The following is a 24,337-nucleotide window of genomic DNA, read 5'->3' as shown; positions in this document are numbered from 1 at the left end:
TCGAGACCGTTCTTACTTCTATCGGAAGAACTCTAGCTCTCGCCTTCGGCAATCGATTTCAGATGCCGGAGGTCGCGAACGAGCAACGATTGTCTGCCACCTTCCACCCAGCCCTTAGTCTGCCACTGGCTGATAATACGCGAAACCGTGTGCAAAGTTGTTCCGGTCAGTTCAGCGATATCCTGTCGCGAAACCGGAAAATCGATACGCACACCGCCACTTTCTTTTACCCCAGCTTCGCGAACAAGTCTCAGCACTGCATGTGCCACGCGCGGTTCGACTTCTTGCGTTGATATCTCTCTGATGCGATTGTGCGCGGCATCCAGTCTGCGCCCGATCATCTGCATCGTATTCACAGCGAGTGCGGGGCTGCGCGCCATGAAATCAGTCATCATTTCCATCGGCCAGGCAAGGACGGAACTATCGACCGCGGCCAGAGGCGTACCGGGATAGTCTTTGCGCCCCAACGCTACCGCGAAGCCGAAAAGTTCTCCGGGATTGACGACCCGCACAATAATCTGCTGCCCATCGGCAGTAACTTGCATGACTTTCAACCGTCCATGCAACAACACAAAAAAGTGGCTTGCATCGTCACCTTGATTGAAGACGGCGGCTCCTTTCGGAACAGCGCGCCGAGTAGCCAGACCAAGAAACTGATCAAAACCCGCATCATCCATGCCGGCAAAGACCGACAGGGAGCGGATCTGTGTTTTATCAAGGGGGGTAGCCATCACATCCTCATTGCCAGACCATCGTCTGGCAAAAACTTGGCGTCAATATCAGCGGGTTCACTGGCATCGTTATCAAACCAACCCCGTAATGAAAACATCAATCACGCTTTCTGAAGGTCGAAGCGTCAATTGCAAGCTTTTGCAGGCGAGCGTAGAGACTGCGCCGCGGCAATTGCAGCAGAACTGCAGCACCCCCCACATCACCGTTGCAACGATCCAACGTCGCGCGAATAACGCCGTCTTCAAAACGGTCCATCTGCTCCGACAGCGAAAGCGGACTGGGTTCCGTGATTGGATCGTGGCGCAATCCCAACACGACCTGCTTGGCATAATTGCGCAGTTCGCGGACATTTCCCGACCATTCGTCCGAGTTCAATCGTGCTTCCATGACTGCATCGATCGCAGGTCGCGATTGGCCGAATTGGACAGCTGCTTCATTAAGGAAATAAGAGAAAAGCAGACCGATATCCTTCCGCCGCTCGCGCAGAGGCGGAACACGGAGCCTGACCGTTTCAAGGCGATAAAACAAATCGGAACGAAAGCGACCGGAAGTCACAGCTTCCTCCAGATTACCTTTCGCAGCCGCTATGATCCTGAGATTGACCGCGCGAGGCTCTCCTGAAAGCGAAGGCAATTCACGCTCTTCGACAACACGGAGAAGCTTACCCTGAACGGTCAGTGACATGCTGTCAATTTCGTCGAGAAATAACGTGCCGCGATCCGCGTCGGCTATTCTCCCGCGCTGGATGCGACTGCCGAACAGAACCTCATCGGCAATGACGTCGGGCAAGGCGGCACAATCGATAGCAACAAAACTGCGGGCATGTCGTGCGCTCCAGCGGTGCAGGAGGCGAGCCACCAATTCTTTTCCGGTCCCGGTTTCGCCTTCTATCAACACATCGACATCGACACTGGCAAGCTGGCGGATCGTGTCACGCAATCGCACCATCACCGGAGTTTCACCAAGTAGAGGATAATCCTGCTCGGCATCTGCCGCAGCCCGGCGAAGGCGGCGATTTTCCAGCACCAGTCGGCGCATTTCCAGGGCGCGGCGAACGCTCGATATCAGATGATCAGCAGCAAATGGTTTGGCTATGAAATCGAAGGCGCCTTTCTTGAGCGAGGCCACAGCCATTCCAATGTCGCCATGTCCAGTCATCAAAATAACCGGCAGTTCCGGGTCACGCGTCAACAATGTTTCCATCACCGCATGTCCATCAACCCGCGGCATGCGGATATCGGTCACAACGATTCCCGGATAGTCAGGCGTCAAACTGGTCAAAGCGGACTGACCGTCACCGTGCACTTCAATATCAAGACCTGCGATTTCAAATGAATCGGCCAAGGCCGTACGAAATGCTGCATCGTCATCGACCAGCATCACGCGCAAAGGCTCACTTTCCGTCAAGGCCACCCTCCTCTTTCGCCCGCTTCAAGGTTGCCGCAAAAGCTGCACCGCCAAGCTGCGATGGAACGACGCGTAGCGTTCCTTCTAATTCGGTCATGAGGTCTCTCGCGATGCCCAGCCCCAGACCGAGGCCATCCGCTTTTCCTGTAACAAATGGGCCAAAAATCTCGTCAGCCAATTGGGGATCAATGCCGGGTCCGTTATCGTCCACGACAAGGGAAATCTGGTCGCCCTCGTCGCGGACGCTGAACGAAACACGCGGATTCTCGATGTTCACGACCGCATCCAATGCGTTCTGCAGCAAATTCACCAGCACCTGCTCTGATCGGACGCGGCAGGCAAGTATCACCACGTCGGAACGTTCCGGTATATCCAGTTGAACCTTGGCGTTGCGGAACCGGTCTCCCATCAGCAGCATTGTGCCATCCACAAGCTCATTCAGCGGGAGCGAGCGAACGACACCGCTGCGACGGCGCGCAAACCGGCGCATTTCCTGTGTGATAGAGCCTATGCGCGCTGTCAGTTCCACAGATGTATTGAGGTTTTGGGCGACCTTATCGAGCTTGCCATGTGCTAGATGATGCTGTGCGTTTTCGGTGAGCGTCCGAATGGTCGCGACGGGTTGGTTGATTTCATGCACCAGCCCTGCGGTGATCGATCCGAGGGAAGCAAGCCTGTTCGCCTGGGCGAGCTCTTCCCGCGCATCACGAAAGCGTTTGTCAGCCAGTTCACGTTCCGCCATTTCCGCGCTCAATGCGGCAGTGCGCTGTTCAACTGCAGTCTCGAGTTCGGCACGATAGGCTGCCGCACGCGCTGCGCGGCTCACTCGCCAGTAAACGGCACCGGCGATCATGACAAAAACGAGCATAACTGCCACCGTTATCAGGCGCGCAAGGTCGTTGGCAGCGCGTAGCGCCCGCCCCATAGGTTCGATATGAACCAGTTTCAGAGACGTTTCGGCAATCGGCTCGTCGACCGCAACTGAATATTGGCCGGACGGCCCGATCATCATCCCATCCGGCGCAAAACGATAATTGCTCGGCTTCATATCCGCAGCATTGAACTGTCCACTCTCGATAATCTTTGTGCGTTCTGTAGTTGATATAGTCTGAAAAGAGCGAAGGTCTTCGGCCTTATCAGTGGAGGCCAGTATGATCCCGCGAGGATCAACAACGAAGGTCTGGCCGGGGTCATTTGCCCATGTTTGCACCAGTCTGTGGAATTCAAATTTGATGACGACCACACCAACCGGATTAGCCTGATCACCGATGCGCCGCGCCAAAAAAAGGCCGAAACGCCCACTCAAATCACCTATGGCATAATATTCTGCCGAACCTCCTGCCATCGCGCCCTTGAAATAAGGCCGGAAATCGTAATTGCGTCCGACAAAGCTCTCCGGCGTATTAGCATTCGATGACGCAATAACAGTTCCGTCACGAGCGATCACATAGATGATTGGCGAACCGATCTGATGTGCAAGAAGTTCAAGCTTTTGGTTCAGACGAGTGGTCGCGTCCTCCGATCTGCCAGCAAGCACATCACGCAGATCGCTATATTCCTTCAAAACCACAGGCAACAACCGGAACTTTGCCAGTTCACTGTCTATCAGGCGGGTCTGTTGACGCGCTACAAGCGTGGCATTTTGCCGAAGTCCATCAAGCGCCTCGTTTTCCGCCCACAGCCGGGCGGAAAACCACACACCGATTGCCAGTAAGAAAGCGAGGGCAACCAAAAGGAATTTTGTAATCTTCGATGGCACCTTCATTTGTGCATATTTATGCAAATTCAAACGAATAGTCACGCAGAATCTTGCACAAGACACGCACGAAAGTAAATCGAAATCTGCAGAAAATCATTTAATTTCAATATTTTAATCTTTTTAAATTCGCTCTCTGGTGATCATTGTTCAGCTACAGCATGTTAGCGCTACTTCGAAAAGGGAGTTTCGAAGGGAGGAGCTTAACCGTGAACCGCATCAATATAGCACCCGCATCGCAATCACTTCCAGAGCCGCTCTTATCGACCGGGTCACTGATATTGCGTGCTCGAAGCTGAAGCGGAGCGCGGAGTGAGATTATTCACCAGCGCCAAACAAGCCTTCTCTCACGAACCCAAGTGGAAGTGCAGAGAGACGAGTTGATGGCGACGGAAAAACACCCTGAAACCGTTTCGCTGATCCGGTTCCACAACAAGGGGTGAAATTCAAAAATCCAGAGATTGGAAGGAGCAACCCATGGTCTCAATTACAAGTGAACGGAGTGAAGTGCAAAGCACGAATAGCCGCCTGAAATCCATCATCGGTGGCTCGACCGGCAATCTGGTCGAATGGTTCGACTGGTATGTTTACGCAGCATTCGCGCTCTATTTTGCACCGCACTTCTTCCCGTCTGAAAGCCAGACCGCGCAGCTCATGAGTGCTGCCGCAGTCTTTGCAGTCGGCTTTGTCATGCGCCCCATCGGTGCGTGGATCATGGGTATTTACGCCGACCGCAAGGGTCGCAAGGCGGGTCTTGCACTGTCCGTGACGCTGATGTGTGCAGGTTCGCTCATCATCGCACTGACGCCCGATTACCAGACCATCGGCCTCGCAGCTCCGGCCCTTCTCGTGCTCGCGCGTCTGATGCAGGGCCTGTCAGTCGGCGGCGAATATGGCGCAAGCGCCACCTATCTGTCGGAAATGGCAGGCAAGGATCGTCGCGGCTTCTTCTCCTCGTTCCAGTATGTCACGCTCATTTCAGGCCAGCTTCTCGCAATCTTGCTTTTGATTGTGCTTCAGTCGACCATGGAGACCCCGGCACTGGAAGCCTGGGGCTGGCGTATTCCGTTCTTCATCGGTGCATTGCTCGCCGTTGTCGTGTTCTGGCTGCGTCGCGGCCTTGCGGAAACCGAAAGCTTCAAAAACGCCAAGACCAAAGACACTCCAAAGTCCGGTTTCTGGACGCTTATCAAGCATCATCCGAAGGAAACCGCTCTCGTCATGCTTCTGACTGCCGGCGGCACGCTCGCATTCTACGCTTACTCGATCTACATGCAGAAATTTCTGGTGAATACGTCCGGCTTCAGCCGTGAAGTGGCAAGCCAGATCAATGCCGTGACCCTTTTCATCTTCATGTGCCTGCAGCCCATCGCTGGCGCTTTGTCAGACAGGATTGGTCGTAAGCCATTGATGATCGCGTTCGGCGCCGCAGGTGTTCTTTTCACCTATCCGATTTTCACGACGCTGGAACAGACCCGCGACCCGATCACGGCTGGTCTGCTGGTCATGGGTGCGCTCATCATCGTCACCGGCTACACCTCCATCAACGCTGTGGTGAAGGCGGAACTTTTCCCGGCGCATATCCGTGCACTCGGCGTAGCCCTGCCCTACGCACTGGCCAACACTCTCTTCGGTGGTACTGCCGAATATGTTGCACTAAGCTTCAAGAATGGTGGCTGGGAACGCGGCTTCTACTGGTACGTCACCATCATGATCGGCATTTCCCTTATCGTTTATCTGCGTATGCGGGATACGAGCAAGGACAGCATGATCAAGGAAGACTGATACTGCCTCCCAAGCGACAAAATGCCGGACTTAACGTCCGGCATTTTTATTCCTCCTGTTGTACTGTCCGAAACCGCCCAGGGCTTTGCCCCATCCATTTATGGAAGGCGCGATAAAAGGCGCTCGGCTCACTGTAGCCAAGTTCGGCAGCCACCTCCGCCACGCTCAACCTGTTTTCCTGCAAAAACCTTTCAGCAATAACGAACCGCAACTCATCCTTGATCGTGCCGAAGCTCTGCCCCTCCCCGCGCAGCCTGCGTCGCAAGGTCGGTACGGACATGCCAAGTCCCTTCGCGAGCTCTTCAAAAGAAGGCCAGTCTGTGATTGGCAAAGCATTCAATTGTGCGCGTACCCTTGCGGAAAGATCATTATCATGACGATAGCGGATCAGAATGTTGGCGGGAGCTTCTCGTAAAAAACTGTCCAGCGCTACATCGCTGCGAATGATCGGCAGTGATAGATAAGACGATGAAAAAACCAGTCGCGTCACCGGCTGGTCGAACAGGACCGGCGCTCCGAAGAACTTGTGATAGTCTTGACGGTGGACCGGTGCCGGACAAGCAAAGTCGAGCGTCCGCAACGGAATACGTCGCCCGATCAGCCAGCAGACCACACCCATCAGGATCAGCCAATAGGCACGATAAGCAAAGGCAGGTCTCGGGTGCCCGGCATCGGTCAGAACGACATGGGCCATGCCATCGCGGATCCGCAATTCGCCCCGCGGATCATCCAGCACTACATTGAGAAACTGCAAAGCCCGTCGCAAAGCCCGTTCCAGCGTGCCAGCATGCAGCACGGCATGACAAAGCAGATTGAAGCTGCCGGGGCGCATCGGCCTTGCAGCCAGCCCAAAGAATTCGTCGTTGATCGTTTCGGCAATCAGCCACCACAAACGACCATATTCCACATTAGTGACGGGTTCTGTCACTGTCTCCGGCAGGCCGATCTTCGCCATCAGGGCAGCCGTATCCATGCCCCGGACACGCACGCTTTCGAGCGCATCCTCGACAAAGCCCGGTGCAATATTATGGCGTTCCATGGCTTCTCTATGTTGCAAAATCGATCACACATTAATGCATCTAATGTCATTGTTTGCAATGCGTGACGCGTTAACCTTTAGGCATGGTTGGCCACGAGGAGGTGGCGGTCAGGGAGGTTATACTGGATGACTGAAACGTCCGTTTCAGCGCGATTGATGCGTTATGATGATGCCGTCGCGCAATTTCGCATCGAAGATGCCATTGCAAAGCTTCACGGCAATCCTGAAACAGGCATGAATGCCTGTATTGAATGCTGCGACCGGCATACGGGTGATAATCGCGTAGCCCTGCGCGCGATTGCAGCCAATGGCGAACTTTCCGAATTTACCTTCGAGAACCTGCGCGATATGGCCGCTCGTGTCGGCAATGTACTGAAAGATGCAGGTGTCGGCGCTGGTGACGTGGTCGCCGGCCTGTTGCCGCGCACACCAGAACTCATTGCAACCATTCTCGGCGCATGGCGTATCGGCGCTATTTATCAGCCGCTTTTCACCGCTTTCGGCCCAAAAGCAATCGAACACCGCCTGAAAACCAGCGGCGCAAAACTGGTCGTCACCAACACGGCTAACCGCTCCAAGCTGACAGAAGTTGAAAACTGCTCCAAAGTCGCAATCGTGCTGGCACCCGGCGAAGACTTGCCAGCCGGCGACATCGATTTTCGCGCGGCAGCGGCTTCTGCTTCAGTTGACTGCGCGCCGGTGCTTCGCAAGGGCAGCGATCTGTTCATGATGATGTCGACTTCCGGCACCGCTGGCCTGCCCAAAGGCGTACCGGTCCCGCTTTATGCGCTATTGGCGTTCGGTGCCTATATGCGCGAAGCCATCGGTCTGCGTTCCGACGATATCTTCTGGAACATTGCCGATCCGGGCTGGGCCTATGGCCTTTACTATGCTGTGACTGGTCCGTTGCAGCTTGGCATGGCAACCACGCTTTACGAAGGTGGTTTCACCGCCGAAAGCACCTACGACATCATTGAGCGTCTTGGCGTCACCAGCCTTGCCGGTTCGCCTACTGCCTTCCGTCTGTTAATGGCCGAGGGACCGGAAGCTGCGAAACGTGCCAAAGGTCGCCTGCGTGTGGTGTCGAGCGCCGGAGAACCGCTTAACCCGGAAGTCATTCGCTGGTTCGACGCATATCTTGGCGCACCGATTTACGATCATTACGGCCAGACCGAACTCGGCATGGTGGTGAATAATCATCACGGCCTTGAACATTCCGTTCGACACGGTTCGGCTGGCCATGCAATGCCCGGCTATCGCATTGCCGTTCTGGATGAACAGAGCAATGAGCTCGGTCCTAATCAGCCCGGCATTCTTGCTGTCGATACTGCAAAATCGCCGCTTCTCTGGTTTTCCGGCTATTACAAGCAGGAAACACCAGCCATTGCGGACGGTTACTATCGCACCGGAGATACAGTGGAATTCGAGTCGGATGGTTCGATCAGCTTCATAGGCCGTGCCGATGACGTTATAACATCATCAGGTTATCGCATTGGACCCTTCGATGTCGAAAGCGCCCTTCTTGAACACGCAGCCGTCAACGAAGCAGCGGTCGTCGGCGTACCTGACCCGCAACGAACGGAAATTGTGAAGGCATTCGTTATCCTTGCACCCGGTGTCGAAGGTACGCATGAACTGAAGGATGAGCTGGCGTTGCACGTGAAGAAGCGGCTTTCCGCCCATTCCTATCCGCGTGAAATCGATTTCGTGAACGAGCTTCCCAAGACACCAAGCGGAAAAATCCAACGTTTCCTCCTGCGCAAGGCGGAAATCGACAAACAGCAACAGACGAAGGCTTGAGGACAAGAATATGCAGATTAAGGATCGGGTATTTCTGATTACTGGCGCAAGCTCTGGCCTCGGTGCAGCAGTTGCGAAAATGGCCGTCAATGCCGGTGGCAAAGTCATGCTTCTCGATGTAAATGCGGAAGCTGGCGAAGCGCAGGCCAAGACGCTTGGTTCGGCGGCGAACTTTCATCGCACCGACGTCACCAGCGATGCGGATGGCAAGGCTGCCATCGCGGCTGCGCTTGAGGCTTTCGGGCACGTCGATATACTCATCAATTGTGCGGGTGTGGCACCGGGCGAAAAAGTTCTCGGTCGCGACGGCGCACATAAGCTGGAAAGCTTCACGCGCGCAATTTCGATCAATCTGGTTGGCACATTCAACATGCTGCGCCTTGCTGCCGAAGCTATGGCAAAGAACGAGCCCGGTGAAGGCGGAGAACGTGGCGTCATCATCAACACGGCGTCGGTTGCAGCCTTTGACGGCCAGATTGGGCAAGCTGCCTATTCCGCTTCCAAGGGCGGCGTTGCTGCCATGACCTTGCCTGTGGCGCGCGAGCTTGCGCGATATGGCATCCGCGTCATGACCATTGCGCCTGGAATTTTCGCCACGCCGATGATGGCGGGCATGCCGCAGGAAGTGCAGGATGCCCTCGGCGCTTCAGTGCCTTTCCCGCCTCGCCTCGGTCGCCCGGACGAATATGCGGCTCTTGCCCGCCACATCGTGGAAAACCAGATGCTCAACGGTGAAGTCATCCGTCTGGATGGCGCACTTCGCATGGCAGCAAAGTAACGAGGAACAATCATGTCCAACAGCGATCCTATTGTCATTGTCGGTGCTTCGCGTACTCCCATGGGCGGCTTTCAGGGCGATTTTGCCAACGCCCAGGCGACCGATCTTGGTGCCGCCGCCATTCGCGGCGCACTTGCGGGCGCGGGTCTTGCACCGGAAGCAGTAGAGGATGTCTATATGGGCTGCGTCCTGCCTGCGGGTCAGGGACAGGCTCCGGCGCGTCAGGCTTCGATCAAGGCCGGGATACCTGTTTCCACCGGCGCAACGACGGTCAACAAGATGTGCGGCTCAGGCATGAAGGCAACCATGCTGGCGCACGATCTGCTGCTGGCAGGTTCTGCCGATGTCATCGTGTCCGGCGGCATGGAGAGCATGACGAACTCCCCCTATCTGCTGCCAAAGGCACGTGGTGGGTATCGTATGGGACACGGCCAGATTATCGACCATATGTTCCTCGATGGGCTTGAAGATGCCTATGACAAAGGTCGTCTGATGGGCACCTTTGCCGAAGACTGCGCGGAAGCCTACCAGTTTACTCGCGAAGCTCAGGATGAGTTCGCCATTGCCTCTCTGACACGTGCGCAGAATGCTATCACGAACGGCCTTTTCGCCGCCGAAATTACCCCCGTTTCAGTGAAAGCTGGACGTAGTGAAGTTGAAATTTCCATTGATGAGCAGCCCGGCAAGGCGAAACTGGACAAAATTCCCACCCTTCGCCCGGCATTTCGTGACGGCGGCACCGTGACGGCTGCCAACTCCTCCTCGATTTCGGACGGGGCGGCAGCCCTTGTCCTCATGCGCGCTTCCGAAGCGGAAAAGCGCGGCCTCACCCCACGTGCGGTTCTGGTCGGCCATGCGACCCATGCCGACAAGCCGAATCTCTACCCGACCGCCCCGATCGGCGCCATAAACAAGCTTTCAGCGAAAATCGGCTGGAACCTGAAAGATGTCGATCTCTTTGAGATCAATGAAGCTTTTGCGGTGGTAACCATGGCGGCCATGCGTGATCTTGATCTACCGCACGACAAAGTCAACATTCATGGTGGCGCTTGCGCCCTTGGCCATCCCATCGGCGCGTCAGGGGCGCGCATACTTGTCACCCTGCTTTCAGCCCTTGAAACCCATGGTCTGAAGCGCGGTGTTGCTGGCATCTGTCTGGGCGGCGGCGAAGCGACTGCGGTTGGTATCGAGAGGATCGTCTGATGCTCTTGAGCGATACGCAGGAGCAGATTCGCGATGCCGCTCGGCAGTTCGTGCAGGAACGGCTCGCGCCGGGTGCCGCCGCACGTGACAGGGAGCACGCTTTTCCACGCGCGGAGCTCGCCGAAATGGGCGAGCTTGGTTTTCTCGGAATGCTGGTGCCGGAAGAATGGGGTGGTTCCAATCTCGGTACGGTTGCCTACGCTCTGGCGCTGGAAGAGATTGCTGCGGGCGATGGGGCATGTTCGACCATCGTTTCGGTCCATTCATCCGTCGGCTGCGTTCCGATCCTGCGTTTCGGCACCGAAGAACAGAAAAAGCGTTTTTTGCCCAAGATGGCAGCCGGTGAATGGATCGGCGGGTTCGCGTTGACCGAACCACAGGCCGGCTCGGATGCGTCTGCGCTTAAAACCCGTGCACGCCGCGACGGCGATCATTACGTGATCGACGGTTCCAAGCAGTTCATCACATCGGGCAAGAATGGCAGCGTGGTGATCGCTTTTGCCATCACCGATCCATCGGCAGGCAAGAAAGGCATTTCGGCTTTCATCGTGCCGACCGATACTCCGGGCTACGAAGTTGTTTCCGTGGAACACAAGCTCGGCCAGCATTCGTCGGATACCTGTGCGCTCGCTTTCACCAACATGCGCATCCCAGTAGAGAACCGACTGGGCGATGAGGGCCAGGGCTACAAAATCGCGCTTGCCAATCTGGAAGGCGGACGCATCGGCATTGCGGCACAATCAGTCGGTATGGCTCGCGCAGCGTTCGAAGCTGCATGCGCTTACGCCAAAGAGCGCATTACATTCGGTAAGCCGATTATCGAGCATCAGGCCGTCGCTTTCAGACTCGCCGACATGGCAACGAAGATTGAGACAGCCCGTCAGATGGTTCTCCATGCAGCTGCGCTGCGCGAGGCGGGCAAACCCTGCTTGACCGAAGCATCAATGGCCAAACTCGTCGCCTCCGAAATGGCAGAACAGGTCTGCTCCGCCGCGATCCAGATTCATGGCGGCTACGGTTACCTTGCTGATTATCCGGTTGAGCGCATTTATCGCGATGTTCGCGTGTGCCAGATTTACGAAGGCACCAGCGACGTACAGCGTCTCGTTATAGCGCGAGGATTGTGACGGTCACCTGCGATAGTGTTTGCAAGTCACAGTGAAAATCGGCCAAAAGATCGTGTGCGGATACGAGGTCTATCCGCGTGCAGAATGTGAGGTCCGATGACTGTTCGCCCGATTGTATGCTATCCGGATAAACGACTGCGCGCTATTGCCGAGCCGATCACCCTGTTCGACAGCGCTTTGCAGGAATTAGGCACCGATCTTCTCGATACGATGCGCGCAGCACCGGGCATCGGTATCACCGCGCCACATGTCGGCATATCGAAACGTTTGGTGGTTTTAGAACTACCGACCGAGCCAAGCCCGAAATTCTATGTGAATCCGGAAATAGTCTGGGCTTCGGACGAAAAAATCCATCATCAGGAAGGTAGCGTTTCGATGCCGGGCGTAGTCGACGACGTCGAGCGCCACGCCCGCATCAAAATTCGCCATCAAGACCTGAGTGGCACCGAGCAAACCGAGGAATCGGAAGGCTTGCTCGCCGTTTGCCATCAGCACGAAATAGACCAGCTCGACGGTATTTTCTGGATTCAGCGCCTCTCGCGATTGCGTCGAGACCGCCTCATCAAACGTTTTGAGAAATCGCAGCGCCAGAGATAGTTGGCGCTGCGAAATACACTCAATAGAGCAGACGGGCCCGGATCGTGCCGGGAATTTCGCGAATGGCTTGCAGAACCGTTTCGCTGGCCTCACCGACGCCGTCTGCTTCCATCACAAGATAACCCACTTCGCCATCGGTTTGCAGAAACTGACTGGCGATGTTGATGTTATGCGTCGAGAAAACATTCACGAGGCTGTTGAGGATGCCCGGGCGGTTTTCATGCACGTGCATGAAGCGCGTACCCGTGGGACGCGGCGGCAGTTGGACTTGCGGGAAGTTGACAGCGCCCAGCGTGGAACCGACATCAGAATATTCGACCAGTTTTCTGGTGACTTCCAAACCGATACGTTCCTGCGCTTCTTCTGTCGATCCGCCGATGTGCGGTGTGAGAATGACGTTCTCCAGCCCCTGAATCGGGGAGACAAACCTGTCGTTGTTGGAGGCTGGTTCAACCGGGAACACGTCAATGGCAGCGCCTGCAAGGTGACCTTCCTGCAGAACCTTCGCCAGAGCCTCCAGATCAACAACCGTACCGCGCGCATTGTTGATGAGAAAGGCTCCCTTCTTCATCTTGCGCAGTTTCGCTTCGGTAATCAGCTTCGAAGTCGACTTGTTGGACGGCACGTGCAGGCTGACGACATCCGAAATCTTCAGCAGCTCATCGAGGCTCGCAGCCGGTTTGACATTACCATATTGCAGCTTGTCGGAAGTATCGAAGTAGCGCACCGTCATGCCGAGGCTTTCGGCCAGATTGCCGACCTGCGAACCGATATTGCCATAACCGATGATACCAAGCGTCTTGCCGCGCACTTCGCGGCTGCCGTTTGCCGTTTTGTCCCAACCGCCTGCATGTGCGGAGACGGAGCGTGGGAAAATCCGGCGCATCAGCATGATGATTTCGCCAATCACCAGTTCTGCGACCGAACGGGTATTCGAAAATGGTGCGTTGAAGACCGGAATGCCGCGCTTGCGGGCAGCTTTCAATTCAACCTGATTAGTTCCAACCGAGAAGCAACCCACTGCAATCAGGCGGTTAGCCGCGGCAAAAATCTCTTCAGTCAGCTGCGTCCGCGAACGAATTCCGACGATATGCGCAGACGAAATCGCTTCAATCAGATCGACTTTATCCAGCGCCTTCGGCAGATGCGTGACATTGGTGTAACCGGAAGCTTTGAAGTAATCGACGGCCGTTTGATTGATGCCCTCCAGTAGAAGAACATTGATGCGGTCGCGTGCGAGAGAGAGACGTTCAGTCATTTTGGGGATTTCCAAGCTGTAACAGCAGATAGTCGGTTTACGACATGAATGAACGCACAGCCGTCGTCAACAGGATGGACTGAAAGATTTCACCCCTATTGCAGATTCATGAAGAAAGTGAACGGAGCAGTGTCTTTTCAGAAACCTGGGCGGACCTATCTGAATATCATGGCACATTACGAAAGCTTGCATTTGACTCGTCCGCCAGCCGAGCCAAAGATGCCCTTAATGATAGCAACCAGAGGAATGCTCCCGATGAGTGAAACGATCACCCTAGATACGCATGAAGCCATTCGGGACTGGGTGGCCGCTCGCAATGGAAACCCGGCTTTTGTCAGCACTTCCATAGACCCCGATGCAGTGCCCGTTTTGCGAATTGTTTTCGAACCGGAATTCGTCGCCGATGTCGAACGACCCTTGGATGCTGGCGGTCTTGAAGTCGTGGAATGGGAAGATTGGTTTCGCGTGTTCGATCAGGAAAAACTGGTCATGCTGGTAGCCCACTCAAAGCCGGGAAAACTTGATAATTTCTACCAGATCCTCCCGTCCTGATTGCTATTTAGACAATCATTTAATGCCTGTCAGGTGGGCCGGCTTCGAACCAGCCCGCCTGATTGACAATTCAGCTTTTCAGTTTCTTGCCGACGATTTCTGCGACCAGAGCCAGTGAAATGGCGCCTGCGTCGGGATGGCCAATGCTCTTTTCTGCCAACGGTCTTGCCCGACCGAGTTTCGGAGTAAGCGGAGCTGTCGCTTCCGCAGCCACCTTGGCGACTTCAGCGGCTTGTTTCCATGCATCAGCAAGTGGTTTCCCCGATGCAAATGCGTTTTCGAGCGTTTCCATGAAAGGCACAAATGCATCCACCAATGTCTTGTCGCCGGGTTTCGCGCGGCCGAGGGTTGTTACGGCATCAAGCGCGCGCCTGCCACCGCGAACGACTGCACCATCATCAATGTTGCCATTATCGGAGAGCTCCGCACTCCACGAGCGCAACAGAAGCCCCCACAGAGCTCCGGAGGTCCCTCCGGCCCGATCTGCCCAGGCATCGCCTGCAACAGCCAATACGCTTGCGGTCCCGGCCCCAGCCTTGACGGCCTGATCAGCTGCATCTTTTGCAGCTGCAGAGCCACGTCGCATGCCCTGACCGTGATCACCGTCGCCGGCGAAGGCATCGATGCGGCCCAGTTCTTCTTCAGCCTCGACCAACACGTCTGCGACGGCGTGCAAAATTCCCTGAATGCAAACGCCACCGGCACGCCCGGCTTCATCCGCCTTAGCAAAATCGGGGGCTGCATCCTCGTTGGCAATGACATTGTTCGCAGGCTCGACTGCGATCGCTTCGCCGCGACGTAGAACCGGAGTATCGCAAGCTGCGGTCCAGTAGCGCTCGAGTTCGTCATCGAGCCAAAGAAGGGTCAGTGAACAGCCCTGCATATCAAGGCTGGTGACAAATTCACCCGCTTCCGGTGCTACAGTATCGAGACCGGCTTTTTCCAGCAGCGATGCAATCGCCGTCCACAGGACAAACAGTTCTTCGTATTTGGTCGCACCGAGGCCATTCAGGATAACGCCAACTTTTTGCGTTCCTTTTGGACATTCCGCCAGAAGTTTTTCCACCAGCAGGCTTGCCAGACCGGAGGCAGGCAGGATCGCCTCCTCCTTGATCCCCGGTTCGCCGTGAATGCCGAGACCAAGCGCCATCTGGCCTTCCGGTACCGTAAAGAGCGGGTGCGGTGCGCCCGGCAAGGTGCAGCCTTTGAAGGCAACGCCAAAGGAGACAGTGTTCGCGTTCGCGTGGCGTGACAGCCGTTCGACTTCGTCCAGTGACAGACCGGCTTCGGCAGCGGCACCCGCGATTTTGAACACAACCAGATCTCCAGCAATGCCGCGCCGCTTCTCATGCATATCAGCCGGAGCGCTAGCCACATCGTCGGTTACGGGTACGATGCGGACATCAATACCTTCGGCACGCAAGCGTTCGGCAGCAACGCCGAAATTAAGAACGTCTCCGGCGTAATTGCCGAATCCCAGCAGAATACCGCCGCCCTTGTGCGCCTGTCGGCAGACGCGCGCCACTGCCGCAGTGGAAGGCGAAGCAAATACGTCACCAGCAACTGCTGCATCCGCCAAGCCCGGCCCGACGTAACCAGCAAATGCCGGGTAATGACCCGAGCCACCTCCGACAACCACAGCAACTTTACCTTGAGGCACCTTTGTGGAACGAACAACGCCGCCACGCACGTGGCGAACATAGCGGTTATAGATACTGGCAAACCCGGCAAGAGCGGTCGAGGCAAACTCCTCCGGCGCGTCGAAAATCGTCGTCATTGAAACAGTCCTTGGTCTGGGTAATTAGCCGCGTGGCAGGATGCGGCGCAGGTAGTCACGATTTGTAGCCGAAACGGAGAGCCCGTCGCCACCATAATGTTCGCATAAGAAGGGGCTGGCAAAACCGTGATCCAGCGCCATCCTGATAGCTGTGCGATAATTGATGATCCCGCTTTCAAGGGGAGCTGGATGCGTGACGGTCACACCGGATGCTGGGTCTTCCGTACGGGTGTAATTCTTGACGTGCCAGAACTTTGCGTAAGGCGCCACCTTCTCCATCATCTTCTGCCAATGTTCGACCGGACGGTGCAGACGGATGAGATTGCCAAGATCGGCATTGATCCCGACATTGTCGAGGCCAACTTCCTCAACGAAACGGACTGAACTGTCCGCAGTGCCAAGATAGGTATCTTCGTACATTTCAAGCGACAGCTCTATACCAAGCTCATCCGCATGGCGACCGAGTTCACGAATTCGCTCAACAGCCTTGTTCCACACAGCCGGATCGTCCGGGTTCTTAGCACCATCGACCGTCCAGAACCACAATGCCTGTTTTTGAGCGTCCGTCAGCGGTTCAAAAAGCCCGAAGGAAACGCAGCTCGCGCCAATTTCCTTAGCGGTGTCGATGACCCTGTGACCATAAGCCAGATATTCGTCGCCGTGTTGTGCGTCGATCACGCTGCGTCGCGACGTCGAAATTGCAGGAATAGTAAAGCCGAGCGATTTGACGACCGCCATAAATTCACTGAGACGAATCGATGACAAGTCAGCCAGTCGCAGCCAGCTGTCGGTCGGATCAAGTTCGGTAAACCCTGCATCCGCAACATCGGACAAAGTGCGGGCCCAATCTTCCACCGACTGATCCTGCACCGAACTGCCGTCCGGCAGCATATTGGGATACTGGATCATCGCTGCTGCAATTGGCCAGGTTTCGCGTGTCCATTTGGAAATCGTCTGTTGCAACTTACATTCCTGTTCTTTTGCGTGATCCATCGACATCAGGCCACGTTGCCGTTACCGGAGGGAATTTCGGGTTTCCGGCTACGCAGTTTGCCAATGCCCCAGAAGATGGCGGGTGAAACAAGCAGGAAGACGCCGAGCGTCATCAGCGATGCAACCAGGCCATTCGACCAGAATATCGAAAGCTGACCGCTGGACATCATCATCGACTGACGGAATGCATCTTCTGCCTTGTCTCCGAGAACCATGGCTAGAACCAACGGTGCCAGCGGATAGTCGAGTTTCTTGAAGATATAGCCCAGCACGCCAAATGCGATCACCAGCCAGACGTCGGTTATCGAGTTGGCGACCTGATAAGCGCCGGAGAAAATGACCGCGACAATGATCGGCCCGATGATCGAGAACGGCACGCGCAGAATAGATGCGTAGAGCGGCACGGTCGCAATGACCAGAATAACGGCGACAATATTGCCGAGATACATGGATGCAATCAGACCCCAGACGAAATCCGGGCGATCCGTGAACAATGTCGGGCCGGGAGTGAGGCCCCAGATCATTAGGCCGCCCATCATCACAGCAGCGGTAGCCGAACCCGGAACACCAAGTGCCAGCATGGGGAGAAGCGCAGATGTACCGGCAGAATGGTCAGCGGTTTCCGGAGCCACGATACCGCGCGGGTCCCCCTTGCCGAACTTCGATTTATCGCGGGCAGAACGACGAGCCACGCCATAGCTCATAAAGGATGCAGCCGTTGGTCCGGCGGGCGTTATGCCCATCCAGATACCGATCAGCGTTGAGCGTGCAAGCGTGAACCAGTAACGCGGTATCTCCAGTAGCGTACGCCCGATCTCACCGAGGCGCACCCGTGCCTTGATTCCATCAAAACGCAGCCCCTCCTCCGTCGTCAGCAGCAGTTCGCCGATCCCGAACAGGCCCATCACTGCAATCAGAAAGGAGATACCCTTGATAAGTTCCGGTATTTCAAATGTCAGGCGCAAATTGCCGGAGATAGTGTCCATGCCCACCGAGGCAAAGGCAAAACCGATCATCATGGAAACGAGCGTCTTGAAGGGCGATTGAGCACCCATGGATATAAAGCTGGCGAAAGCCAGAAAATAAACAGCGAAATACTCTGGCGATGAAAATCGCAGGGCGAAATTGGCAACCCAACTAGAGAGCAGTGTAATCATCATCACACCAGCCAGCGCGCCGATGCCCGCCGAAACGAATGCCAGCGTCAGGGCGCGGCTCGCATGTCCGGCCTTCGCCATCGGATATCCATCAAAAGTGGTGGCAACGGACGAAGGCTCGCCCGGAATATTGAAAAGAATGGACGTGGTTGATCCACCGAACAATGCCCCCCAATACATACAGGACAACAGAATGATCGCGGAGATGGGGTCCATTGTAAAAGTCAGTGGCAAAAGCAGGGAAACACCATTGGGCGCACCCAATCCCGGCAGGACACCAACCAAAATTCCAAGCGTTACACCCAGCATCATCAGCAAAACATGATTGAAACTGAGTATGTGGGCGAAGCCATCCATCAGGAGACTGAAGTTTTCCATGTCTTTCCTCCCAAGACATCGGACTTTCCGGTATCAATAAATGCCGAAGAAAGCCTCCACCGGACCTTTAAGGAGCGGAACCTTGAAGCCGATTTCAAAAATGACGAAAAAGAAGAGAGAAACGGCAATACCGGCTGGCAATGAAGCCCACCATTTGTAGCGCCCCTGAAACATCATCGCTGCAGCGATATAGAGCGCGGTACCGACATATAGTCCGAGAACCGTCGATATGGCAGCGAAGGCAACCAGCGGCAAGGCGAAACCGAGAACAGGTTTCAACCGAGAGAGTTCAACGAATACTTCTCCACTACCACGATGTTTTACAAATGCCAGAACGACATTGACCGCGCTTCCGAACATGATCAGTAGCCCGATGTAGAACGGAAAGTAACCTGCATCCGGCCCCATTTCGGTCCAGCCTGTACCAGCCTGTAGTGAGCCATAACAGACCACCGCTCCCAACCCACCCGTCAAAAGAGCTACGCTCCCCTCGACGATGAAGCGGGAAATTCCGGCCTCGCCTTTGTCACTCATTGGATAAGCTCCTTCAATGAATTGTGCAGACGCCGGCGGCGTCTGCACAAATACACGAAACGTCAGTTGGCAAGCCAGCCTTCACGCTTCAGCACGGCCGTTACCGCTGTTTCATCGTTCTTGATAAAGGATGAGAGTTCATTACCGCTCATATAGGCGGCAGATTGCGAACTATCGGCAAGATACTTCGCCCATTCAGGTGTTTCGGCAACCTTCTTGAGTACGCCTGCATAGTAATCAACGACGTCCTGATCAACGCCCGCAGGAAGCCATACAGTACGCGGCATGGCGTAATTTTCGATTGTAATCCCCGCTTCCTTGCAGGTTGGGATATCGCTCCACCCCATATCGCCAGCAATCTTGCCGTCACCTTTGAGCTTTTCGCCCTTGAAAACGCAAAGCGGCTTCACCATGCCTGCCTGCCATTGGCCAAGATTCTCGCTGGGATTGTTGACGTTGGCAGCAATGTGCTCCCCCGCGAGCTGGACGGCAGCTTCGCCACCGCTTTTGAACGGGATGTAGCCGAGTTTCGAGCCCGTGGCATCGTTGATCATGGATGTCAAAATCTGGTCAACGTCCTTGGACTGGCTGCCGCCAACCTTCAGGCCCGCATCATCTTTCGCCTTGGCGATGAACTCTGCGGCTGTCTTGAATTCAGACTTTCCGTTGACCCAAAGAATGAATTCATCCGAAGCCAGTGCCGAAACTGGGACCAGATCTGCCGATTTATAAGGAACCTTTGCGCGCACCGGCAAAAGATAGGCGTTGTTCGTGCCGAAAGCGAGCTTGTATGGATCGCCCTTATAGCCGGCAGTGTAGACAAAACCTTCTGCTCCGCCCGCGCTGCCCTTGTTTGTGACGACGATTGGCGCACTCATCAGGTCATACTTGCCGATGATCGACTGGATCGTACGCGCGAAAATATCTGTGCCGCCGCCCGGTCCTGCAGTCACGACAAACTCCACCGGCCGTGTCGGCTCGAATGCCAGAGCGGATGATGCGATTATTGCCACTCCTGCTGCCAGGCAGGCAATGTGCAAAGACTTCTTCATGGTCTATCCTCCCAGTTAAGCGGCATGGGCCTCCCCCCATGCCGATAGTGTCAAAATGACGAAAATCAGGCAGCGTCTGAAAGTGCTGCTGCTCTTTTCGCCATTCGTGCCGCGAGCAGGATCGCTTCGCGCGTGGCTCCCACGTCGGCGATGCCCTTTCCAGCAATATCGTAGGCTGTTCCATGGGCCGGCGTGCAAAGCGGGAATGGCAATCCGCCCATCATTGTCACACCTTTGTCGAAGCCCATCAGCTTCATCGCGATCTGACCCTGATCGTGATACATGGTCAGCACCGCCTGAAAATCATCTTTCAGCGCACGCAGGAACACTGTGTCAGCCGGGAACGGACCATCGACGTCGAAACCCTTGGCCTTCGCTGCCCTTACAGCAGGCTCAATAATGTCGATTTCTTCCATGCCAAAGCTGCCGCCATCACCGGCATGTGGGTTGAGCCCGGCCACTGCAATCTTCGGATTGTCGTATCCCGCTTTCTTCAGGCACACCCAAGCCAGTTCCAGCTCGGCGAGAATTCCTTCAACAGTCAGGGTCGAGGCTACATCCTTGAGCGGAATATGCGAAGTCACGCGCGCGTTCCAGACTTTCTCCAGAACGTTGAACTCACGCACCTTGCCTGTGAAGCTCAGCACATCGGCAACAAAGCGGATTTCGTCGTCGTAACCCGGATAAGCGAACCGCATCGCCTGCTTGTTGAACGGCGTAAAACAAACAGCCTGCGCATGTCCAGCATCGGCAAATTTCAGTGCGGTACGAAAGTTCTGGGTTGCGAAAGTTCCGCCAACCAGCGTGGCTTCGCTACGCACAACATCCTTCGGATCGAGATTCTTCAAGTCAACGAAGACGTGTTTGCCGACCGGCATGTTAGGCGCATTTTCGAGGTTGGCATCCTGCAGATCAAGTTTAACACCTGCGATATACGCACCTTCGTCCAGAATGCGGCGATCACCGAAGACGATGATATGCGCTTCTTTTCTGACATCTGGCAAAGCGAGCAGACGGGCTGTCAGCTCTGGACTGACACCAGCTGGATCCCCCATTGCAAGCGCGATCACGCTCGGTTCAGCGCCAGTAACGGTCATTAGCATCCTCCTCGTCTGCATTCTGTATACAGCATTCATAGGACAGCTCTCCGTACGGCGCAAGCATTTTGTATTCTGTATGCAGCATTTTATGTTGACGGTTGAAAGCTGGCCAGCCATCTTCGCCTCAGTTGGTGCGATGAGGATTCGAAACCACTCTTTGAGAAAAAGGCCGATGGACGAAATTCAGAAAACCGGGCAAGCCGACAACGGCTCACAAGCGTTCCGCCGCACTGCCTTGCACGATATGCTCGTCAACCATCTGCGCGACATGATTATCGAAGGGCAGCTGGAGCCAGGCACGCGCCTGCATGAAGGCCAGCTCGGAGAACAACTCGGCGTGTCCCGGACACCGCTGCGTGAGGCGATCAAGTATCTGGCCAGCGAGGGACTCGTCGAGCTTGTTCCAAGCCGCGGTGCTGTTGTGAAACGGTTCAGTGCAGCTGATGTCAGGGACATGCTCACCGTCCTGCGTACTCTGGAAGAACTTGCTGGGAAACTCGCCTGCGAGCTTGCGACCGACAAGGAAATCGCCGAGGTTCGTTCGCTGCACGATGAAATGATCGAACGCTACAAGCATGCTGACCGACTGCAATATTACAAACTGAACCAGCAGATTCATCTCGCCATCGTTCGCCTTGCCCAGAACCCCACGCTGGCTGACATTCACCAGATGCTGCAGACGAGATTGAAACGGATTCGTTTCGTCGGCCACGAAGGGGTCGAAAAATGGGCAGCGGCTGTATCTGAGCACCAAGAAATGATCGAGGCGCTGGAAGCCCGCGACGCAACCCGACTGTCAGAAGTATTGGGACACCATTTGACCAAGGCATGGGAGCGCGTACGCGACTCGATGTAAAGGCAATCAGGTGGGTAGTTCTATCTGTTTATCACTATCAGTCAGATTATCGTTTGATCGAAAACATCGGATGGGTTCTAACTCAATGGAGCCGGATCGCGTTATAAATCAGGGCGGGATCATTTTCGCTTATCCGATGCATTGGTACAGACTATGGAACTAAAATGGCTGGAAGATTTCGTCAGCCTCGCGGAACACAGGAGCTACTCCCGTGCTGCAGGTGACCGCAATATCACGCAGTCCGCTCTCAGCAAGCGCATCAAGCAACTGGAAGACTGGGTTGGTCTGCCACTAATCGATCGCTCATCCAACCCGATATGCCTGACAAAGGCAGGAGAATGCTTTCTTCCGCGGGCACAAGATGCTCTCGAAATGCTGCTCAGTGCTCGCAAGAGTGTCAGCGACGGCTACAGCGCAACGTGGGAAATCATTTCCTTCGCAACACTCAACACGCTGTCGCTCACATTCTTCCCGCATTGGATGGCACAGATTGAAGCTTCTGGGGCTTCATTCCGCGCCCGTTTTGCCGATCCGCATTCATCGTTCGTCGGTAATATCTCCACACTCGTCAGCGGGCATTGCGACTTCTTCCTGACTTATGCGCATCCGGCTGTTCCGCAGATGGACGATCTTGGCGGTTATCCGTTTTTGGCACTGGGCACCGAGAGGGTCATCCCTGTATCCGCTCCTGCGCCGAATGGACAGGCCTTGCATAGCCTGAAGGAAAAGGCGCTACCGATCGACTTCCTCAGCTATCGTGGCAACTCGTTCTTTTCCCTCGCACTACCCTGGTTGTTTGAGAAACATGGTTTCGAATTGAACACGGTTTACGAAAACGGAATGTCTGTTGCGCTCAAGGCAATGGCGGTCTCCGGACATGGTGTTGCATGGATACCGGAAAGCCTTGTCGATGATGAACTCAAGCGTGGCGTGCTGGTCCGCGCCGGTGAAACAAACACCGATCTGTTGATTGAAATCCGCGTGTACCGAACACCCCAATTCAGGAACAAGCAGGCGGAACTCTTCTGGCGCCGCGCCTCACAACTGGTTTCCCAGAAAAGTGGCCACAACGCCGGAAGTCTTGCGCCGAGTTAAAACATCAAGGCCGCGTGAAAAGTGCCGCAACAGCTTTCAGGTTCTCTGCATCGTCAAGATCGCGTAAATCCAAATAGATTTGATCCGCCGCCGGAATCGCCGCACAACAATCTAGAAATTTCCGCGTCCGATCATCGGCATTGAAAGGTTGCTGCAGGGTACCAACAGCGAAGCTGCGCGACGCCTGCAAAACACGTCCGTTTTTCAGTGTAACGGTTGCGACATGCGGCAGCTTTTCCGCTGATACCCGTTCTTCCTCCATCGAATAACTTCGCATGGCGATAACATCGAGCAGTGGATCGTCCCGGAAAGCAACCACAGCCTCTGGGGTGAAATCCGCAAGTGCTAGATGTCCCTGCCGCAGGGCGCGCGCGACGCAATATTGCATGGAGAAGCGTGCCTGCATCTGGTCGGCCGGCTGCCTATAGGTAAGATTGCGATAGTTCGCGATCCCAACCAACGTATCTACAGCCACAACATCCTCGGCATCAAACCCGTGCTCTTCCTTAAGATCAAGCAATGAGTCGACGATCATATGGGTGGACCCACAGCAAGGGTGCCGTTTCGGCATGACACCGGCCGTTTCAATCACATGCGTCTTGTCGATGAGGATATCTTCGATATTCCAGCTGAGACGTGGGTCACCAGCGAATAGCTCACGAATACCTTGCTCCCCTTCCAGAATATCGGGCCGTGCCTCCATTCCAGCTTTTGCGAGCAATGCAGCCTCAACGGCATTGCGCGCGGCCATGCCCGCATGAAACGGCTTGATCAGCGTACCGAACTGACCTTTCGTGCCGGATGCGAAACTGGCAGCGATAGTAATCGCCTGTGCGGTCGCCTGGATGTCGAGACCGAGCATTTGAGCCGTGGCGACAGCAGTGCCAATACTCCCCACCGTTGAGGTGCCATGCCAGCCAGCTGTGTAATGTGCCTGTCCCAGGCCGTTGCCTACCAGCGCCTGCGCCTGCAGTCCTGCCAGATAGGCGTCGATCAGACGCCCCCCTGCGGTTTCATCTAGATCGGCCAACGCCAGGATAGCGGGCACGATCACCGCCGAAGCATGGCTCATGCCGGGCAGAAAATTATCGTCGAAATCGAGCGCATGTGCTGCTGTACCATTGACCAGCGCAGCGAACATCGGGCTGCCTGTTCCTCCCGCAACCAACAAAGCAGTTCCACCAGCGCTGAATTCTGCAAAGGCTTTCACAACGCTTTGCGTGCTGACGTCGTCGCGGCCTGCCACCATACAGGCCAAGGTATCTAAAATGGCGTCACGCGCCAGTTTCCGCGCATTGGTGCTCAACACTGGTTTTGCGCATGCCGAAGCTATCGCGAGTGCGACCGTCATTTCCTCCCGC

At 55.4% G+C, this 24,337-nt stretch carries 21 protein-coding genes; 9 read left to right on the top strand and 12 right to left on the bottom strand.

Features of this window, described 5'->3' with window-relative positions:
* Positions 1-32: 32 nt before the first annotated feature.
* The 3 genes from CES86_RS18790 to CES86_RS18780 form a co-directional block, all read right to left on the bottom strand.
* Positions 33-731, bottom strand: a complete 699-nt coding sequence (locus CES86_RS18790; RefSeq protein ID WP_010661746.1) for a Crp/Fnr family transcriptional regulator — start codon at positions 729-731, stop codon at positions 33-35.
* A gap of 97 nt (positions 732-828) precedes the next feature.
* Entirely contained in the window at positions 829-2,139 is a 1,311-nt protein-coding gene (locus CES86_RS18785) for a sigma-54-dependent transcriptional regulator (RefSeq protein ID WP_029376325.1), read from the bottom strand.
* The gene (locus CES86_RS18780) at positions 2,126-3,904 is read right to left on the bottom strand and encodes a sensor histidine kinase (protein WP_010661744.1); all 1,779 of its coding nucleotides are present in this window, start codon (positions 3,902-3,904) and stop codon (positions 2,126-2,128) included. Before CES86_RS18780 ends, CES86_RS18785 begins: the two co-directional genes overlap by 14 nt.
* Before the next feature lie 468 nt (positions 3,905-4,372).
* Between CES86_RS18780 and CES86_RS18775 the strand changes: the two genes are divergently transcribed.
* Entirely contained in the window at positions 4,373-5,680 is a 1,308-nt protein-coding gene (locus CES86_RS18775) for an MFS transporter (protein ID WP_012092554.1), read from the top strand.
* A gap of 46 nt (positions 5,681-5,726) precedes the next feature.
* Here CES86_RS18775 and CES86_RS18770 read toward each other — a convergent pair whose 3' ends face one another.
* The gene (locus CES86_RS18770; protein WP_029929918.1) at positions 5,727-6,719 is read right to left on the bottom strand and encodes an AraC family transcriptional regulator; all 993 of its coding nucleotides are present in this window, start codon (positions 6,717-6,719) and stop codon (positions 5,727-5,729) included.
* A gap of 126 nt (positions 6,720-6,845) precedes the next feature.
* On the opposite strand from CES86_RS18770, the gene CES86_RS18765 reads away from it, so the two are divergent.
* The 5 genes from CES86_RS18765 to CES86_RS18745 all read left to right on the top strand — a co-directional run bounded on the left by CES86_RS18765 (position 6,846) and on the right by CES86_RS18745 (position 12,224).
* Entirely contained in the window at positions 6,846-8,519 is a 1,674-nt protein-coding gene (locus tag CES86_RS18765) for an acyl-CoA synthetase (protein WP_094515063.1), read from the top strand.
* Between the two features lie 10 nt (positions 8,520-8,529).
* Complete coding sequence (locus tag CES86_RS18760) at positions 8,530-9,297, top strand: 3-hydroxyacyl-CoA dehydrogenase (RefSeq protein WP_029929914.1); 768 nt, start codon at positions 8,530-8,532, stop codon at positions 9,295-9,297.
* A gap of 12 nt (positions 9,298-9,309) precedes the next feature.
* Complete coding sequence (locus tag CES86_RS18755) at positions 9,310-10,500, top strand: acetyl-CoA C-acyltransferase (protein ID WP_029929912.1); 1,191 nt, start codon at positions 9,310-9,312, stop codon at positions 10,498-10,500.
* Entirely contained in the window at positions 10,500-11,627 is a 1,128-nt protein-coding gene (locus CES86_RS18750) for an acyl-CoA dehydrogenase family protein (protein ID WP_010661738.1), read from the top strand. The genes CES86_RS18755 and CES86_RS18750 overlap by 1 nt, the downstream gene beginning before the upstream one ends.
* 96 nt (positions 11,628-11,723) lie before the next feature.
* Positions 11,724-12,224 carry a peptide deformylase gene (locus CES86_RS18745; protein WP_010661737.1) on the top strand — a complete coding sequence of 167 codons (501 nt, stop codon included), beginning with the start codon at positions 11,724-11,726 and terminating at the stop codon, positions 12,222-12,224.
* 19 nt (positions 12,225-12,243) lie between these two features.
* Here CES86_RS18745 and serA read toward each other — a convergent pair whose 3' ends face one another.
* Positions 12,244-13,482, bottom strand: a complete 1,239-nt coding sequence (gene serA, locus CES86_RS18740; protein ID WP_029929911.1) for a phosphoglycerate dehydrogenase — start codon at positions 13,480-13,482, stop codon at positions 12,244-12,246.
* Between the two features lie 255 nt (positions 13,483-13,737).
* Between serA and CES86_RS18735 the strand changes: the two genes are divergently transcribed.
* The gene (locus CES86_RS18735) at positions 13,738-14,034 is read left to right on the top strand and encodes a hypothetical protein (RefSeq protein WP_010661735.1); all 297 of its coding nucleotides are present in this window, start codon (positions 13,738-13,740) and stop codon (positions 14,032-14,034) included.
* Between the two features lie 70 nt (positions 14,035-14,104).
* Here CES86_RS18735 and CES86_RS18730 read toward each other — a convergent pair whose 3' ends face one another.
* The 6 genes from CES86_RS18730 to CES86_RS18705 all read right to left on the bottom strand — a co-directional run bounded on the left by CES86_RS18730 (position 14,105) and on the right by CES86_RS18705 (position 21,022).
* Positions 14,105-15,811: a dihydroxyacetone kinase family protein gene (locus tag CES86_RS18730; protein WP_029929909.1), complete on the bottom strand. Its 1,707-nt coding sequence runs from the start codon at positions 15,809-15,811 to the stop codon at positions 14,105-14,107.
* 24 nt (positions 15,812-15,835) lie between these two features.
* Positions 15,836-16,810, bottom strand: coding sequence for a sugar phosphate isomerase/epimerase family protein (locus tag CES86_RS18725; RefSeq protein WP_010661733.1), 975 nt, complete (start codon positions 16,808-16,810; stop codon positions 15,836-15,838).
* Positions 16,810-18,339: a tripartite tricarboxylate transporter permease gene (locus tag CES86_RS18720; RefSeq protein ID WP_029929905.1), complete on the bottom strand. Its 1,530-nt coding sequence runs from the start codon at positions 18,337-18,339 to the stop codon at positions 16,810-16,812. The genes CES86_RS18725 and CES86_RS18720 overlap by 1 nt, the downstream gene beginning before the upstream one ends.
* 33 nt (positions 18,340-18,372) lie before the next feature.
* Positions 18,373-18,873 carry a tripartite tricarboxylate transporter TctB family protein gene (locus CES86_RS18715; RefSeq protein ID WP_029929903.1) on the bottom strand — a complete coding sequence of 167 codons (501 nt, stop codon included), beginning with the start codon at positions 18,871-18,873 and terminating at the stop codon, positions 18,373-18,375.
* 62 nt (positions 18,874-18,935) lie between these two features.
* Positions 18,936-19,925, bottom strand: a complete 990-nt coding sequence (locus CES86_RS18710) for a Bug family tripartite tricarboxylate transporter substrate binding protein (RefSeq protein ID WP_010661730.1) — start codon at positions 19,923-19,925, stop codon at positions 18,936-18,938.
* Between the two features lie 65 nt (positions 19,926-19,990).
* Positions 19,991-21,022, bottom strand: coding sequence for a 4-hydroxythreonine-4-phosphate dehydrogenase PdxA (locus CES86_RS18705; RefSeq protein WP_036589210.1), 1,032 nt, complete (start codon positions 21,020-21,022; stop codon positions 19,991-19,993).
* A 175-nt stretch (positions 21,023-21,197) separates the two neighbouring features.
* Between CES86_RS18705 and CES86_RS18700 the strand changes: the two genes are divergently transcribed.
* Positions 21,198-21,881 carry a GntR family transcriptional regulator gene (locus CES86_RS18700; protein ID WP_029929899.1) on the top strand — a complete coding sequence of 228 codons (684 nt, stop codon included), beginning with the start codon at positions 21,198-21,200 and terminating at the stop codon, positions 21,879-21,881.
* Positions 21,882-22,034: 153 nt separating this feature from the next.
* Complete coding sequence (locus CES86_RS18695; protein ID WP_029929896.1) at positions 22,035-22,976, top strand: LysR family transcriptional regulator; 942 nt, start codon at positions 22,035-22,037, stop codon at positions 22,974-22,976.
* 4 nt (positions 22,977-22,980) lie between these two features.
* Here the strand turns inward: CES86_RS18695 and CES86_RS18690 are convergent, their stop codons facing one another.
* Positions 22,981-24,327 (bottom strand): MmgE/PrpD family protein, encoded by a 1,347-nt coding sequence (locus CES86_RS18690; RefSeq protein ID WP_029929894.1) that lies wholly within the window; start codon positions 24,325-24,327, stop codon positions 22,981-22,983.
* Positions 24,328-24,337 lie beyond the last annotated feature (10 nt).

It is taken from the genome of Brucella lupini, from assembly GCF_002252535.1.
Classification (GTDB): Bacteria; Pseudomonadota; Alphaproteobacteria; order Rhizobiales; family Rhizobiaceae; genus Brucella; species Brucella anthropi.
Note: the sequence above shows the minus strand (reverse complement) of the source record. Positions and strands in the feature narration are given on the sequence as shown.